This is a genomic window from Streptomyces sp. NPDC086147, assembly GCF_040702165.1.
Taxonomy (GTDB): Bacteria; Actinomycetota; Actinomycetes; order Streptomycetales; family Streptomycetaceae; genus Streptomyces.
Genome location: NZ_JBFBJO010000004.1, coordinates 462,010 through 477,672, shown reverse-complemented (window position 1 = coordinate 477,672; position 15,663 = coordinate 462,010). Strand labels below are relative to the sequence as shown.

Here is a 15,663-nt window from a genome sequence, read left to right as displayed (position 1 = left end):
GAATCACCCGTACAGCATCCGACACGGCTGCCAGGGCCCGATCCGGGGAGTTCTCCCATGACGCAGAAGTCGCTCGACGCCGGGCATCGCGAGAGCACCGGCACGCAGGAGGCGCTGGCCCGGCTGCTCGCGGACGTCGCCCATCTGGACGACGTACCCCTCGACAGCAACTTCTTCGACGAGCTGGGTACGGACTCCCTGGTCATGGCGCACTTCTGCGCACGGGTGCGGAAGCACGGCGGCCTTCCCGACGTGTCGATGAGGGACGTCTACCGGCATCCGACGATCAGAAGCCTGAGCACGCTCTTCGACGACGAACCGGCTCCCGCCCCCGCCGTTCCCGTCGCCGAGGCCCGCCCTCCCGGCTCCGCGCCGCCCGTCCCCGAGGCCCGCCCGCCCGGCCCCGCGCCCCCGGCGGCACGCGGTCGCCAGGCGCTGTGCGGTGCGCTGCAACTGCTGTGCTTCGTCGGCTACGCCTTCCTCCTCGCCCTCGTCACCGCCCGCGGCTACGACTGGATCTCCGCCGGTGCCGGCCTCGGGGACGCGTACCTGCGGTCGGTCGTGTTCGGCGCCGTGGCCCTGCTCGTCCTGTGCACCCTGCCGATCCTCGCGAAGTGGGTCCTCGTCGGCCGCTGGAAGCCGCGGCGGATCCCGGTCTGGAGCCTCGCGTACGTCCGCTTCTGGCTGGTCAAGACGCTGATACGGGCGAATCCGATGGCGCTGGCCGTCGGCTCCCCGCTCTACGTCCTCTACCTCAGGGCCCTCGGCGCGCGGATCGGACGCGGAGTGACCGTCCTCTCCCGCAGCGTGCCCGTGTGCACCGACCTCCTGGCGGTCGGCGACCGCACGGTCATCCGCAAGGACGTCCTGTTCGGCTGCTACCGCGCCCACGACGCCGCGATAGAGACGGGCGCGGTCACCCTCGGGCGCGACGTGGTCGTCAGCGAGGCGACGGTCCTGGACATCGGCACGTCGATGGGCGACGGAGCACAGCTCGGCCACGCGTCCTCGCTCCACCGGGGCCAGCGCGTGCCCGACGGCGAGCACTGGCACGGATCGCCGGGACGGCCGACGGACGCGGACTTCCTGGCGGTGGCCCCGGCCCGCTGCGGCACGGTACGGCGCGCGGGCCACGGCGCCGCCCAGATCGTCATGGCGCTGCTGGTCTTCGCACCGCTCGCCGTGGGATGCCTGGACGTGCTGCTCTCGAAGGCCCCGCAGCTCACGACGGTCCTGGAAGCGGGGCCCGCCGCGCTCGCCGACTGGGTCTTCTACGCCGATCTGATGCTGGTGACGGGCGTCTTCTTCTTCGGCGGCATCCCGGTCGTCCTGATCGCGCTGGCCGTCGTCTCCCGCGTCCTCGGCCGGTTCGTGACCCCCGGCCGGGTGTATCCCCTGTACGGCGTCCACCACGCGGCGCACCGGACGGTCGCCCTGCTGACCAACAGAAGGTTCATGACGCGCCTGTTCGGCGACAGCTCCGCGGTGGTGCACTACCTGCGCTGGATCGGCTACGACCTGTCCGCCGCCGAGCAGACCGGTTCGAACTTCGGCACCGCGGTCAAGCACGAGAGCCCCCTGCTGAGCTCCGTGGGCCGGGGCACCATGGTCGCGGACGGGCTGTCGCTCATGAACGCCGACTACTCCAGCACGTCCTTCCGCGTGACCCGCACCGCCGTCGGCGCGCACAACTTCCTCGGCAACAGGATCGCGTACCCCTCCCGGGGCAGGACCGGCGACAACTGCCTCCTGGCGACCAAGGTCATGGTCCCCGTGCACGGCCCGCTCCGGCACGACGTGGGCCTGCTCGGGTCGCCGAGCTTCGAGATCCCCCGGTCGGTGGCGCGGGACAGCACCTTCGACGCCCTCGCGGAGGGGGACGGGCTGCGCCGCCGTCTGCACGCCAAGAACCGGCACAACGCCGCCACCATGGCGTGGTTCCTGTTCACCGGCTGGCTGTACTTCTTCGTGATCACCCTCCTCTACGCGGGAGCGGCCGACCTGTACGCCTCATGGGGCGTCACGGTCCTCGCCCTCGCCAACACCGTGCTGCTGCCGTTCACCGTCCTGTACTACGTGCTGATCGAGCGCCTGGTCACGGCGGCGCACCCGCTCGGACCGCTCTTCTGCTCGATCTACGACGTCCGCTTCTGGCGGCGCGAACGGTACTGGAAGGTGCCGTCGGAGGCGTACCTGCAGGTCCTGAACGGCACCCCGTTCAAGAGCCTCGTGTGGCGACTGCTCGGCGTCCGGATCGGCGCGTCGGTGTTCGACGACGGGTGCAGCCTGACCGAACGGACCATGGTCACCATCGGGGACGGCTGCACCCTCAACGCGGGCAGCGTCGTCCAGTGCCACTCACAGGAGGACGGCACCTTCAAGTCCGACACCAGCCGGATCGGCGCCGGCTCCACGCTGGGGGTGGGCGCCCTCGTCCACTACGGCGCCACGGTCGGCGACGGCGTCCACCTGGCGGCGGACTGCTTCCTGATGAAGGGCGAGACGGTCCCCGACCGCGGCCGGTGGTCGGGGAACCCCGCACGGCCGGCCGGCCCGGAGCGCGACACCCAGGGAGACGAACGGTGATGACGGAAACAGCGATCACGGGCGTACCGCCCGAGGAAGCCCCCGAAGACAGCGCGTTCACGACCGTGCCCAGGTGGACCCCCCACCCGGTGCCGGGCACGGCGGAGTACGCCGGGACCGTCCTCCCCGACCGGCTGACCGCCGCGCTGCGCACCCGTGCCGAGGAGTTCGGGGTGCCGGTCGCCGCCGTCCTCCTGGCCGCCCACGCGAAGGTGCTCTCCGCGCTGTCCGGCGACGCCGAGGTCACGACCGGCTACCCGGCTCCGGGCGCGCGCCGTCCGACGGCCCTCCGGCTGACCGTCGGGCCGGGCACCTGGCGCCGGCTGGTCGAGGACGCCCGCCGCGCGCTGCTGCTCCCCACGGAGGGGCGCGCCGACGGGCTCCCGGACGTCGTGTTCGACCCTTCCGGGGAGGGACGCGCACCGGACGGCACGGCACTGTGCGTGAGCGTGTCCGAGGACGACCCGCGCGTCCTGCGCCTGCGCCACCGCACCGATGTGCTCGACGGCGCCGCCGCCGCCCGCATCGGCGGCTACCACCTCCGTGCCCTCGAACGGATCGCCACCGCTCCCGGGGAACACCACGAGCGCCGCACCCTGCTGTCCGCCGAGGAGATCCGGTTCCAGACCGAGGAGCTCGTCGGTCCCGCCCGGCCGCTCCCGGACCGCCGCTTCCACGAACTGTTCGAGGAGCGGGCGCGCGAACGGCCCGACGCCGTCGCGGCCGAGCGCCGCGGCACGCGCTGGACCTACCGCGAACTGAACGAGCGGGCCAACCGCCTGGCCCGGGCCCTGCTCTCCGAGGGGCTGGAGCCCGAGGACGTCGTCGCCGTCGTCACCGGACGCACGCTGCACTGGATGGCGGCGGTGATCGGCGTCCTCAAGGCGGGCGGCACCTACCTGCCCGTCGACCCCGGTTACCCTCCCGGACGCATCGCCGCGATGCTCACCCGCGCGGACTGCGCCCTCGTGCTCACGGAGCCCGACGCCTCCCGGAACCTCGACCGGGCCCTCGACACCCGGCCCGGCACGCGCACCCTGCTCGTCCCCGACGTCGCGGAGGGCACCGCCCGCGCCGACGACCCCGGGGTCCCGGTGGCGGCGGACCGGCTGGCCTACGTCTACTTCACCTCCGGCTCCACCGGCGAGCCCAAGGGCGCCCTGTGCGAACACGCCGGCATGCTCAACCACCTCCTGGCGAAGGTCGACGACCTCGGCATCGGGGAGGGCGACGTCGTGGCGCAGACCGCGTCGCAGTGCTTCGACATCTCGCTGTGGCAGCTGCTCGCCGGGCCCCTGGCCGGCGGGCGGACCCTCCTCGTCGGGCAGGAGGCCGTCCTCGACGCCGACAGGTTCCTCGACACCGTCGCCGACGGGCGGGTCACGGTGCTCCAGGTCGTCCCGTCGTACCTCGACGTCCTATTGTCCGCGCTGGAGCGCGCACCGCGCCGGCTGCCCGACCTGCGCCGCGTGTCGGTCACCGGGGAGGCGCTGCGCAAGGGACTCGTCCGGCGCTGGTTCGCCGCGCTGCCCGCGGTCCCCCTGGTCAACGCCTACGGGCTGACGGAGACGTCGGACGACACCAACCACGAGGTGCTGACGGGCGTGCCGGACGGCGACCGGATCCCCCTGGGCCGGCCCGTGGCCAACGTACGGGTCTACGTCGTCGACGACGACCTGGTGCCGGTTCCCCTCGGGGCTCCCGGAGCCGTCGTCTTCTCCGGGGTCTGCGTGGGCCGCGGCTACGTGAACGACCCGGAGCGCACCCGGGACTGCTACCTTCCCGATCCGTACCATCCCGGGCAACGCCTCTACCGCGGAGGGGACTTCGGGCGCTGGCTGCCGGGCGGGAAGCTCGAATACCACGGCCGCCGCGACGCCCAGGTGAAGATCCGCGGGTTCCGCGTCGAGATCGGCGAGGTGGAGAACGCCCTGCTGCGGCTCCCCGGCGTCCACGACGGCGCCGTCGTCGTCACCGGCGAGGAGACCCACGCGCGACAGCTGGTGGCGTTCTGCACCGGGCCACGGCCGCAGGCCGAGGACGTCCTGCTCCGGCGACTCGGCGAGCTGCTGCCCGCCTACATGGTCCCGTCCTCCGCGCACTGGCGGCAGACCCTGCCGCTCACGCCCAACGGCAAGACCGACCGCGCGGCCCTCGGCGCCCTCGCCCGGAACCTCGGCCGGTCCGACGGCGGGCGCGACGCGCCCCGCACGCCGGGCGAGCGGCGGCTCGCCACGGCCTGGGCGCACGTCCTCGGCCTACCGGACGACGGCATCGGCCGCCAGGACGACTTCTTCGACCTCGGCGGCACCTCCCTGTCCGCCGTGCGCCTGGCCGTCGTACTGGACCGCGCCGTCTCCCCGCGCGACCTGACGGCCCGCCCCGTCCTGGCCGACCTGGCCGCCCTGATCGACGAACGGGCCCGCCGGACCCCGGCGGGCCCCGAGACCACTCGTACCGCCGCACCGCCGACGACCCCGTGAACCATGTACCGATGGAGAGGAACGACATGTTGTCCGCACTGTTCCGCAAGCCGCAGACACCGGAACCCACGGCGATCCGCGAAAGCGCGGCACCCCCGAACCCGGCCGCCTGGCCCGACTCCTACCGGAAGGAGCTGCTCGACCGGGTAGCCGAGCACGGCGCGGTCCTCGTCGGCGGACTGGACCTGCGAGGCGCGGCCGACGTCGAGACGGTCGTCCGCAAGGTGACCGACCGGCCCGTGCGGGAGACGGAGGGCTTCGCCCCCCGCGAGACGCGCGGCGAGGGCGTCTACTCGTCGGCCGTCTGGCCCGCCAACCAGCCGATGTGCATGCACCACGAGCTGAGTTACGCGCGCCGCTGCCCCGGGCTGCTCCTGTTCGCCTGCCTGGAGGCGCCGACCGGCGGCGGAGCCACCGCTCTGGCCGACGCCGCCGCCGTCCTGGAGGCCCTTCCCGCCGCGCTGGTCGAGCGCTTCGCGGAGGAGGGCTGGCTGCTCGAACGCTCCTACAACGGCGAGATCGGCGCCACCCTGTCCCAGGCGTTCGGCACCGAGGACCGGGAGGCCGTCGACGCGTACTGCCGGGCCAACGACATCGAGACCTCCTGGCAGCCCGACGGAACGCTGCGCACCCGCCAGCGGCGCGCCGCGGTGGTGCGGCATCCGGTCAGCGGCCTGCGCTGCTGGTTCAACCAGATCGCCTTCCTGAGCGAGTGGACGATGGCCCCCGAGGTGCGGGAGTTCCTGATCGAGGAGTACGGCCCGAACGGTCTGCCCTTCACCACGCGCTACGGCGGCGGCGACCCGGTGCCCCGGGACGTGGTCGAAAGGATCAACGAGGCGTACGAGGGAGCGACGGTCCGCCGGCCGTGGCGGGCCGGTGACCTGATGCTCGTCGACAACCTGCGCGCCGCCCACAGCCGGGAGGCCTACACGGGGCCGCGCGACGTCCTGGTAGCCATGGCCGAACCGGTCGACCCGCCGTCCCCGGACCTGCCGTCGAGGAGGGCCGAGGCATGACCGCCTCCGTCGCCGCGCCCGTGGTGCCGCCGTTCGCCGTCGTTCCCGGACGGCAGGTCAAGGAGGTCCTCCACGGCCGGGAGAGCGCCGTGACGCGGGTCGTCGAGGACACCTACCGGCTGCACGCCGAGGGACACACCGTCAACCCGCCCTCCTCCTTCCTCCGGTTCACCGACCGGCCCGCGTCGCGCATCATCGCCCTCGCGGCCTCCCTGGGAGGGGACGGGGCCCGGGTGGACGGCCTCAAGTGGATCGCGAGCTTCCCCGCGAACGTGCGCTCGGGCCTTCCCCGGGCCTCGGCCGTCCTGATCCTCAACGACCCCGTCACCGGCTACCCCTTCGCCTGCATGGAGAGCTCGGTCATCAGCGCCGCCAGGACGGCCGCGTCCGCGGCGTCGGCGGCCGACCGGCTCAGCCGGGGCCGGCCGCGGCCCACCCGCGTCGGGTTCGTCGGCACCGGCCTGATCGCCCGTTACATCCACACCTATCTCACCGGCACCGGGTGGACGTTCGAACACACCGGCGTCCACGACCTGTCGGCGGACAGCGCGGCCGGCTTCCGGCTCTACCTGGAGCAGGCGGGGGACACCGGGCCCGTCACCGTGCACCGCGACGCCGAGACGCTCATCCGCACCAGCGACCTGGTGGTCTTCGCGACCGTCGCCGGCCGGCCGCACGTCACCGAGGCCTCGTGGTTCGACCACAACCCCCTCGTGCTGCACATCTCGCTGCGCGACCTCGCCCCCCAGGTCCTGCTGTCCGCGACCAACATCGTCGACGACACCGAGCACGTCCTCAGGGAGTCGACCTCGCCCCACCTGACGGAACGGCTCACCGGAGACCGGGCCTTCCTCCACGGCACGCTCGACGACGTCATGGCCGGACGCGTGAAGCCGCCGCCGGACCGCCCCGTGATCTTCTCGCCCTTCGGCCTGGGCGTCCTCGACCTGGCGGTCGGCAAGTACGTCTACGACGAGGTGGCCCGGTCCGGCCGGCTGATGCTCGTCGACAGCTTCTTCGACGAACTGAACCGCTACGGATGAGGCGGTCCCGTCCCGCCGGGCCGCCCGGCCGGACGGTCCGACCACGAGGAGGAGAGCACCGTGACCGTCATATCCGTCCCTCAGGCCTTCAACGAGGAGGACTTGTACGTCGACCTCGGGCCGACGACCGGGCAACCCCTATTCCTCAAGTGCGAGGGGTTCAACTTCGCCGGCTCCATCAAGCTGAAGGCGGCGACCGAGATGGTGGAGGCCGCCGAGCGGAACGGGCTCCTCGCCGAGGACTCGATCCTCGTCGAGTCGTCCTCGGGCAACCTCGGCGTCGCGCTGAGCATGATCGCGGCCGGCAAGGGCTACCGCTTCCTCTGCGTCACCGACTCCCACTGCAACCTGACCACCCGTCTGATGATGGAGGCCCTGGGAAGCGAGGTGCACGTCGTCTCCGACGAGGCGGGCACCGGCAGTCTCCTCGGAGCGCGGCTCGCCCTCGTCCGCGCCCTGTGCGCCTCCGACGACCGGTGCGTGTGGCTCAGCCAGTACACCAACGCGGACAACTGGAAGGCCCACTACCGCAGGACGGCGCCGGCCATCGCCCGTGCGTTCCCGCAGCTCGACACCCTCTTCGTCGGGGTCGGTACCACGGGGACCCTGATGGGCTGCGCGCGGTTCTTCCGCGCCTGGAAGCCGTCCGTGCGGATCGTCGCCGTGGACAGCGTCGGTTCGGCGATCTTCGGCGGCGTGCCGGGGCGCCGGATGATCCCCGGCCTCGGCATGAGCATGAAGCCGCCGCTGCTCGACGAGGCGTACGTGGACGAGGCGGTGGCCGTCGAGGAGGCTGACACCGTGCGCACCTGCCGCATGCTCGCCCGGCGCGGGTTCCTCTTCGGAGGGTCCACCGGCACGGTCGTCAGCGGCGCGACCGGCTGGCTCGCCCGCCACGGCGCCCGGGGGACCACCGCCGTCGCGATCGCCCCGGACCTCGGCGAGCGCTACCTCGACACGATCTACCAGTCCAACTGGGCGCAGGCGCTCTACGGCGACGACGTCCTCCTGCCGGACAGGAGGACCGTCGACGCGGGCGGGGCGGAGAACGGGCGATGAGGATCGTCCCCCGTGCCGTGCGTCGTCACCTCCTGTGCCCCGAGGGGGTACGGCGCGGTGGCCTGGGGAGGAAACCGCTGGTCCGGGCGGCGTACGCGGCGTAGCCGGGACGGTCGGCCATGCGCTTCTCCAGCAGGCGCTTGCCGCTGCCGACGGTCAGCAGCAGGGTCATGACGACCGGGGAGACGAGCCCGGCGAGGGCCGTCTGCCAGGTGGTGCAGGCCAGGAGGTACAGGCCCCACCAGACGAGGGCGTCGCCGAAGTAGTTGGGGTGGCGGGTCCACGCCCACAGTCCCCGGTCCATGACGCGGCCGCGGTGCGCGGGGTCGGCCTTGAACCGGGCCAGCTGGTGGTCGCCGACGGCCTCGAAGACCAGCCCGGCCGCCCACACGGCCACCGCGACGGCGTCGAGCGGGCCCAGTGGCGAGGGGCTGTGGGCGGCGAGCTGGACGGGCAGCGAGATCAGCCAGACGAGGCCCGCCTGCAGCAGGTACACGGTGCGCAGCGCGTACCAGGTGCGGTTTCCCGGAGCCTTGTCGAGCAGTTCGGTGTAGCGCGGGTCCTCGCCGTGGCCCCGGGAGCGGTGGGCGATGTGCAGCGAGAGCCGCAGGCCCCAGACGACGGTGGCCGCGGTGACCAGCAGCCGCCGTCCGTCGTCGCCGTGCCCGTCGGACAGCGCGAAGGAGACGACGGCGACGGAGCAGAAGGCGAGGCCCCAGGCGATGTCCACGATCCGGTGCAGTCCCAGGCGGACGGCGACGGCGAACGTGACGAGCAGGACCGCCACCGCCGCGGCGGCCGTGGCGAGGAGGGAGGGGACGAGCGCGCCCCAGTCGGGCGGGTTCACGGCCGGCCGTCCGGGCCGTACCAGACGGCGGGAGTGGGCGGCACGCCCGAACCGCCCTCACGGGTGGGACGGACGGCGAGGATCTGGTCGACGCCCATGCGCCGCTCGGAGAAGGCGAGGGAGGCGCCGGCCAGGTAGAGGCGCCAGACGCGGCAGGTCGTCGTGCCGACGAGCGCCTCGAACCGGGGCCACTCGGATTCGAGCCGGTCGCGCCAGGCGTCGATGGTCCGCGTGTAGTGCTCGCGGACGGACTCGACGTGGCGGGCCTCGAAACCGGCGGACTCCAGCACGTCCACGGTCCGGCCGACGGGGCGCATGTGCATGTCGGGGGCGATGTAGGTCTCGATGAACGGCCCTCCGCCCGGCGCGTTCGCGCCCCGGGACATCTGCTGGACGAACAGCCGGCCGCCGGGGCGCAGCGCGCCGTGCAGCTTCGCCGCGAACTCCGGGTACTCGGCGTCGCCGACGTGCTCGCCCATCTCGACGGTGGACACCGCGTCGAAGCCCGCCGCGTCGATGTGGCGCCAGTGCCCGTGCTCGACGTCCACGAGGCCGGCCACGCCCTCGCGGAGGCACCGGTCGGCGACGAAGTCCCGCTGGGCGCGGGAGAGGGTGACGGCGGTGACGCGGACCTTGTGCTCGCGGGCCGCGTGCACGGCGAGCGAGCCCCAGCCGCAGCCGACGTCGAGCAGCCGGTCCCCGGCGCGCAGGCCGAGTTTGCGGCAGATCAGTTCGAGCTTGTCCCGCTGGGCGTCGGCCAGACCGTAGGAGGGGTCGTCGGGCCGGGTCCAGTAGCCGCACGAGTACGCCATCGACTCGTCGAGCAGCAGGGCGTAGAAGTCGTTGGAGAGGTCGTAGTGGTGGCTGATCGCGGCCCGGTCGCGGCCCGTGGTGTGCAGGCGTCCGCCGAGGCGGGCGCGGCCGTCGGGCCGGCGCGGCGGCGGCCCGGCCGCGCCCAGGCCTAGGGCGAGGGCGCCGGCCGCCGCCAGGGCGGCCGGGCCCGGCCGGGCGGTCCCCTGGTCGCGGACGGCACGGCCCGCGCGGGACAGGGCCAGGGCGAGGTCTCCCTCGACGTCGAGGTCCCCGGTGACGTACGCCTCCGCCAGGCCCAGTTCGCCGGGCTGCCACAGCAGGCGGCGCAGGGCCGCGGGAGAGCGGAGCGAGACGTGGGGCGCGTCGGCGGGGCCGGCCGTGCTGCCGTCCCAGGCGCGCAGCCGTACCGGCAGGGGGCCGGTGACGAAGTGGCCGAGCAGTTCGGCGAGGCGTTCGGCGGCGGGCCTCATCGGGGGGTCCCTTCGGTCAGGAGGATCTGGCGGACGTCGAGGTAGCCGGAGCGGAAGCCGGCTTCCGAGTAGGCGAGGTACAGCTCCCACATGCGCCGGAAGACGGTGTCGAAGCCGAGGGCGGCGACGTCGTCCCGCCGGGCGGTGAACCGCTCCCGCCACAGGCGCAGGGTCTCCGCGTAGTGCGGGCCGTAGCCGTTGTCGGCGACGGTGCGCAGTCCGGCGGCGGCGGAGTGTTCGTCGACGGCCTCGCGGGAGGGGATGAGGCCGCCGGGGAAGACGTACTTGCTGATCCACGTGTGGGTGGCGGCGGTGTGCAGCATCTGCCGGTGGCCCATGGTGATGGTCTGGAGGGCGATCCTGCCGCCGGGGGCAAGCGCGTCGCGCAGGGTCCGGAAGTAGGAGGGCCAGTACTCGGCCCCGACCGCCTCGATCATCTCGACGCTGACGACGGCGTCGTGGCGGCCCTCGGCGTCCCGGTAGTCGCGCAGCTGGATGTCGACCCGGTCGGCCAGGCCGGCCTCCCGCACGCGCGCGCGTGCGAGGTCCGCCTGTTCGCGGGAGAGGGTGAGGGTGGTGACCCGCGCGCCCCGGGCCGCGGCCCGCAGGGCGAGCTCGCCCCAACCGGTGCCGATCTCCAGGAGCCTCGTGTCCGCGCCGACCCGGGCGAGGTCCAGGAGCCGGTCGATCTTGCGGTGCTGGGCGTCCCGCAGGGACGCGAAGCGGGCGGGGAGGGCGGGGAACAGCGCGGAGGAGTAGGTGAGGGTCGGGTCGAGGAACGTGGTGAACAGCTCGTTCGACAGGTCGTAGTGGCGGTGGACGTTCTGCCGTGCCCCGTCGGGGGTGTTGCGGTCGGCGGCCGGCCGGGACGGCACCCACAGGGAGCGCAGCCGGCGCAGCGGGGCGGGCACGAGGTCGTCGACGTGCTCGGCGAGGCGGGTCAGGACCCCGGGCAGGTCGTCGCTGTCCCACTCCCCGGCCATGTAGGACTCGCCGAAGCCGATCAGACCGGCGCTGCCGATCCTGCGGTAGAAGGCGTCCGGATCGTGGAGCACGAGGCGGGGCGGGGAGGGTGCGGCGGGGTCCGCGACGCGCTCGGGCGCGAGGAGCGACAGGTCCTTCAGCGCCTTGCGCACCAGGTGGCGGGCGAGGGCCGTCCGGCCGGGCGACGCCTTCGGCGGCCGGGCCACGTCCGGCCATCGGCCGGCGTCCACGACGTCCACGGTGCCGGCGGGGCGGACGGCCGCGACCGGACCGGGCTGGACCGGCACGGAAGCGGCCCGCCGCGCAGCGCGGGCGCGATCGGGGAAGACCGGGGAGGAGGGGTTCACAGCGGGGTGTCCTTCTGCGTGGGGTGCGAGGGGGTCAGCGCGTGCGGGCGGCCGGCCGGCCGCACGGCCGGGAGGGCGGGCCGTCCTCGGGGCGGGGCCGTACGGGCAGGCCGCGCAGCCACAGGCGGATGCCGTGGCGGCGGATCCCGGCCCACACGGCGGCGGTCGACCACGGCCGGCGCACCGCGCACCCGAGGAGGGCGGCGACGGTGGCGGGGCGCCGGCGGCCCCGTACGGTCGCGGTGAACGGACGGCCGTCCGCGGTCCGCAGCCGCACCGCCAGGCGCAGTTCCCCGCCGGGCAGCGGCAGGCTCATCCGGTAGCGGCCCTCGACGCCGAAGAACGGGGAGACGTAGAAGGTCTTGTCCGTCTCGGCGGTCCCCTCGTCGTCGGGGCGGAGCAGGTAGCAGTGCCTCTGTCCGTACGTGTTGTGGACCTCGGCCACCACGCACACCAGGGCGCCGGAGGCGTCGTGGCACCAGTACACGCTCAGCGGGTTGAAGACGAAGCCGAACACCCGCGCGTGCGCGAGCATCACGACGCGTCCCCCGCCCAGGTCGACGCCGTGGCCGGCCAGGTACGCGTCGAGGCCCGCCCGGATCGACCCGGCGCGGCCCGTGAAGTGGTCGCGGGCGTCGAAGCGGGCCAGCGGCCGGACCGGGGCGGGCAGTGCCGGCAGCGCGTCGAGGTCCACGCACCACAGGTACGTGCGGTGCCGGAAGGAGTGGCGCAGCGGCGCGGTGCGCGCGTGGGCGACCACGCACTCGTACAGCGCGGGCGTCGCCGGAGCGGCGCCGGTCACCACCGCACTCCCAGGGAGAGCGCGGCGAGCACGCCGGAGCGGCAGCCGTCCTCGTGGAACCCCCAGCCGTGCCACGCGCCCGCGTACGCCGTCACCCCGGTGTTCAGTCCGGGGAGTTCCCTCTGCGCCGCGACCGAGGCGGGTGTGTGGACGGGGTGTTCGTACACCATGCGCTCGACCACCCGGTCCGGGGCGACGAGGTCGTCGCCGCCGAGGGTGACGACGTACTCGGCTCCGGCCGGCAGCCGTTGCAGGCGCCGCATGTCGTAGCTGACCCGCACCGGGTCGGTGGAGGGGTCGCAGCCGGTCAGGTGGTAGTTCCAGGACGCCCGGGCACGCGGCGAGCGGGGCAGGACGGAGGTGTCGGTGTGCAGCACGGTGGGGTTGCGGGAGTACGTGAAGGCGCCGAGCACCCGCCGTTCGTCGGGGGTCGCGTCGGCGAGCATCCGCAGCGCCTGGTCGGGGTGGGTCGCGACGACGACGGCGTCGTACGTCTCGGTGGCGCCGTCCCTGGTGGTGACGAGCGCGCCGCGGCCGGTCCGCCGGACGGTCTCGACGGGGCTGGCCGCGAGGACGCGCTGGATGTGCTTGGCGGCGGTGGCGACGTAGGCGGCCGAGCCGCCGGTGACGGTCCTCCACTGCGGGGACCCGGTGACGGACAGCAGGCCGTGGTGGTCGAGGAACGCGAAGAGGTGGGCGGCCGGGTGGACGAGGGCGGTGCGGGCCGGGCAGGACCACACCGCCGACACCAGCGGGAGCGCGAAGTGGCTGACGAAATAGGGGGAGAAGCCGTTGTCGCGCAGGAAGTCCCCGAACGTGACGCCCGGATCTCCCCCTCGGTCCAGCAGGCGCCGGGCCGCGCGGTGGAAGGCGGGGACCTCGGTCAGCAGCCGCAGGTGACGGCCGCGCAGGGCGGCGCGCGAGGCGAAGAGCCCGGCGGGCCCGCGGGCGCCCGCGTACTCCAGCGCGCAGCCGTCGCACCGTACCGACATGCTCATCTCGGTGTCCTGCGTGGCGACGCCCAGTTCGTCGAAGAGCCGCAACAGGGTCGGGTAGGTGCGCTCGTTGTGGACGATGAAGCCGGAGTCCACGGAGACCGGCCTGCCTCCGGGCCCGGCCAGTTCCCGGGTGTGGGCATGGCCGCCGAGACGTCCGTCCGCCTCGTACAGGGTGACTTCGCGCGCGGAGGACAGGACGTAGGCGGCGGTCAGCCCCGCCACCCCGGCGCCGATCACTGCCACCTTGCGTTGTTCCACACGAGTCTCCCGCCCTCCGACACGCCGCGGCCGCGACGTGATCCGCCCGTACTTCGCAGCCGCCGGGCGGACGGATTGGGCGGTGATCCTTCGAAGTGGCGTGGCGGACCCGAATGTGACGCCGGGTGAGGTCCCGGAAACAGGCCGTTCACCACGAGCGGGCCCTGCGGGAAACGAGCCGTTCCTAGCGTGTCCGCTCATGGACGCGAAGCCGTACTGAAGTCCCCGGCTGCCGACGGCGCCAACCGGGGGTGCCCCCACCGCTCTCCCCCTCACCCACCCGCACCCCCGGAGGAACGCTCATGACCACCACCGAATCACCGGTGCGGACCACGGCGTCGCCGACGTCCCAGGCGACGAAGGAGACCCTGGAGGACTACACCCTCCGCTTCGCGCCCCGCACCTACCGCCGCTGGTCCCCCATGGTCGTGGCCACCACCGCGCTCGGCGGCATCGCCTACATGGCCGACTTCTCCATCGGCGCCGGGATCGGCCTCGCGCACGGCACCGGCAACGCGCTCGTGGCGATCGCCGTCGCCGCGGTCGTCATCTTCGTCACCGGCTTCCCCCTCGCCTACTACGGCGCCCGCTACAACATCGACCTGGACCTGATCACCCGCGGCTCCGGCTTCGGCTACCACGGCTCCGTCCTCACCAGCGTCATCTTCGCCAGCTTCACCTTCATCTTCTTCGCCCTCGAAGGGTCGATCATGGCCCAGGGGCTGAAGCTGGGCCTCGGACTGCCGCTGTGGCTGGGCTACCTGGTCTCCACGCTGATGGTGATCCCCCTGGTGATCTACGGCATGAAGGCGCTCAGCAAGCTCCAGGTGTGGACGACCCCGTTCTGGCTGGTCCTGATGGTCGCCCCGCTGGTCTACCTGGTCGCCAACGACCCGGGCACCGTCGACCGCTTCCTCTCCTACGCGGGCACCGACGGCGAGGGCGGCGTCAACACCGCGTCCGTACTCCTCGGCGCCGGCGTGTGCCTCTCGCTCATCGCGCAGATCGGCGAGCAGATCGACTACCTGCGCTTCATGCCGCCCAGGACCGAGGCCAACAAGCGCGCCTGGTGGACCGCCGTCGTCATGGCCGGCCCCGGCTGGGTCGTGCTCGGCGCCCTGAAGCAGGCCATCGGCGTCTTCCTCGCCGTGTACATCATCGCCGAGGTCGGCGCGGAGGCCGCGCCCGAGCCGATCCAGCAGTTCCGCAGCGCCTTCGACGCGATGATGCCGTCCTGGATGGTCGTCCCGCTGGCGGTGGTCCTCGTGGTCATCAGCCAGATCAAGATCAACGTCACCAACGCCTACTCGGGCTCCCTCGCCTGGACGAACTCCTTCACCCGCGTCACCGGGCACTACCCGGGCCGCATGGTCTTCGTCCTGGTCAACCTCGGCTTCGCGCTCGTCCTGATGGAAGCCGACATGTTCAGCTTCCTCAACGACGTCCTCGGCTTCTACTCCAACTGCGCCATCGCCTGGATCGTCACCGTGGCCACGGACATCGGCGTCAACAAGTACCTGCTGAAACTCTCCCCGCTCCAGCCCGAGTTCCGCCGCGGCATGCTCCACGCGGTCAATCCGGTCGGCGTCGTCGCCTTCGTCGCCGCCTCGGGCCTGTCCATCGCCATGTACTTCCACGCCCTCGGCGACACCCTCCAGCCGTACTCCCCCGTCGCCGCGGTCGTCATCGCCTTCGTCCTCACCCCGCTGATGGCGATCGTCACCCGGGGCAGGTACTACCTGCGCCGCACCACCGACGGCATCGACGAGCCCCTGCTCGACGCCGAGGGCAACCCCAGCGGGACGACGTACGACTGCCACGTCTGCCACCAGTCCTACGAACGCCCCGACCTCGCGGCCTGCGCCACCCACGACGCCGTCGTCTGCTCCCTCTGCCTGAGCACCGACAAGGCCGGCGCCCACGTCCTGCCCGCACAGCCGTCGGCCGCCTGAGC

At 73.2% G+C, this 15,663-nt stretch carries 11 protein-coding genes; 6 read left to right on the top strand and 5 right to left on the bottom strand.

The window, feature by feature from the left end; translation table 11 throughout:
• Positions 1-57 precede the first annotated feature (57 nt).
• The 5 genes from AB0398_RS12815 to sbnA are packed head-to-tail and all read left to right on the top strand — an operon-like array spanning position 58 to position 8,190.
• On the top strand, positions 58-2,586 hold the full coding sequence (locus AB0398_RS12815; RefSeq protein WP_366374371.1) for a Pls/PosA family non-ribosomal peptide synthetase: 2,529 nt from the start codon (positions 58-60) through the stop codon (positions 2,584-2,586).
• Positions 2,586-5,069 carry an amino acid adenylation domain-containing protein gene (locus AB0398_RS12810; protein ID WP_366374369.1) on the top strand — a complete coding sequence of 828 codons (2,484 nt, stop codon included), beginning with the start codon at positions 2,586-2,588 and terminating at the stop codon, positions 5,067-5,069. Before AB0398_RS12815 ends, AB0398_RS12810 begins: the two co-directional genes overlap by 1 nt.
• A 26-nt stretch (positions 5,070-5,095) precedes the next feature.
• Entirely contained in the window at positions 5,096-6,088 is a 993-nt protein-coding gene (locus AB0398_RS12805) for a TauD/TfdA family dioxygenase (protein ID WP_366374367.1), read from the top strand.
• A complete protein-coding gene (sbnB, locus tag AB0398_RS12800) occupies positions 6,085-7,131 on the top strand; it encodes a 2,3-diaminopropionate biosynthesis protein SbnB (protein ID WP_366374365.1) in 1,047 nt (348 codons plus the stop codon). Before AB0398_RS12805 ends, sbnB begins: the two co-directional genes overlap by 4 nt.
• A gap of 60 nt (positions 7,132-7,191) precedes the next feature.
• Complete coding sequence (gene sbnA / locus AB0398_RS12795) at positions 7,192-8,190, top strand: 2,3-diaminopropionate biosynthesis protein SbnA (RefSeq protein WP_366374364.1); 999 nt, start codon at positions 7,192-7,194, stop codon at positions 8,188-8,190.
• Positions 8,191-8,215: 25 nt separating this feature from the next.
• Here the strand turns inward: sbnA and AB0398_RS12790 are convergent, their stop codons facing one another.
• The 5 genes from AB0398_RS12790 to AB0398_RS12770 form a co-directional block, all read right to left on the bottom strand.
• Positions 8,216-9,037 (bottom strand): DUF1295 domain-containing protein, encoded by an 822-nt coding sequence (locus tag AB0398_RS12790; protein ID WP_366374363.1) that lies wholly within the window; start codon positions 9,035-9,037, stop codon positions 8,216-8,218.
• Positions 9,034-10,320, bottom strand: a complete 1,287-nt coding sequence (locus AB0398_RS12785; RefSeq protein ID WP_366374361.1) for a cyclopropane-fatty-acyl-phospholipid synthase family protein — start codon at positions 10,318-10,320, stop codon at positions 9,034-9,036. The genes AB0398_RS12790 and AB0398_RS12785 overlap by 4 nt, the downstream gene beginning before the upstream one ends.
• The gene (locus AB0398_RS12780) at positions 10,317-11,543 is read right to left on the bottom strand and encodes a cyclopropane-fatty-acyl-phospholipid synthase family protein (RefSeq protein WP_366374543.1); all 1,227 of its coding nucleotides are present in this window, start codon (positions 11,541-11,543) and stop codon (positions 10,317-10,319) included. The genes AB0398_RS12785 and AB0398_RS12780 overlap by 4 nt, the downstream gene beginning before the upstream one ends.
• 142 nt (positions 11,544-11,685) lie before the next feature.
• Positions 11,686-12,453, bottom strand: coding sequence for a DUF1365 domain-containing protein (locus AB0398_RS12775; RefSeq protein WP_366374360.1), 768 nt, complete (start codon positions 12,451-12,453; stop codon positions 11,686-11,688).
• A complete protein-coding gene (locus tag AB0398_RS12770; RefSeq protein WP_366374359.1) occupies positions 12,450-13,709 on the bottom strand; it encodes an FAD-dependent oxidoreductase in 1,260 nt (419 codons plus the stop codon). The genes AB0398_RS12775 and AB0398_RS12770 overlap by 4 nt, the downstream gene beginning before the upstream one ends.
• A gap of 302 nt (positions 13,710-14,011) precedes the next feature.
• On the opposite strand from AB0398_RS12770, the gene AB0398_RS12765 reads away from it, so the two are divergent.
• Complete coding sequence (locus tag AB0398_RS12765) at positions 14,012-15,661, top strand: allantoin permease (RefSeq protein ID WP_366374357.1); 1,650 nt, start codon at positions 14,012-14,014, stop codon at positions 15,659-15,661.
• Positions 15,662-15,663 lie beyond the last annotated feature (2 nt).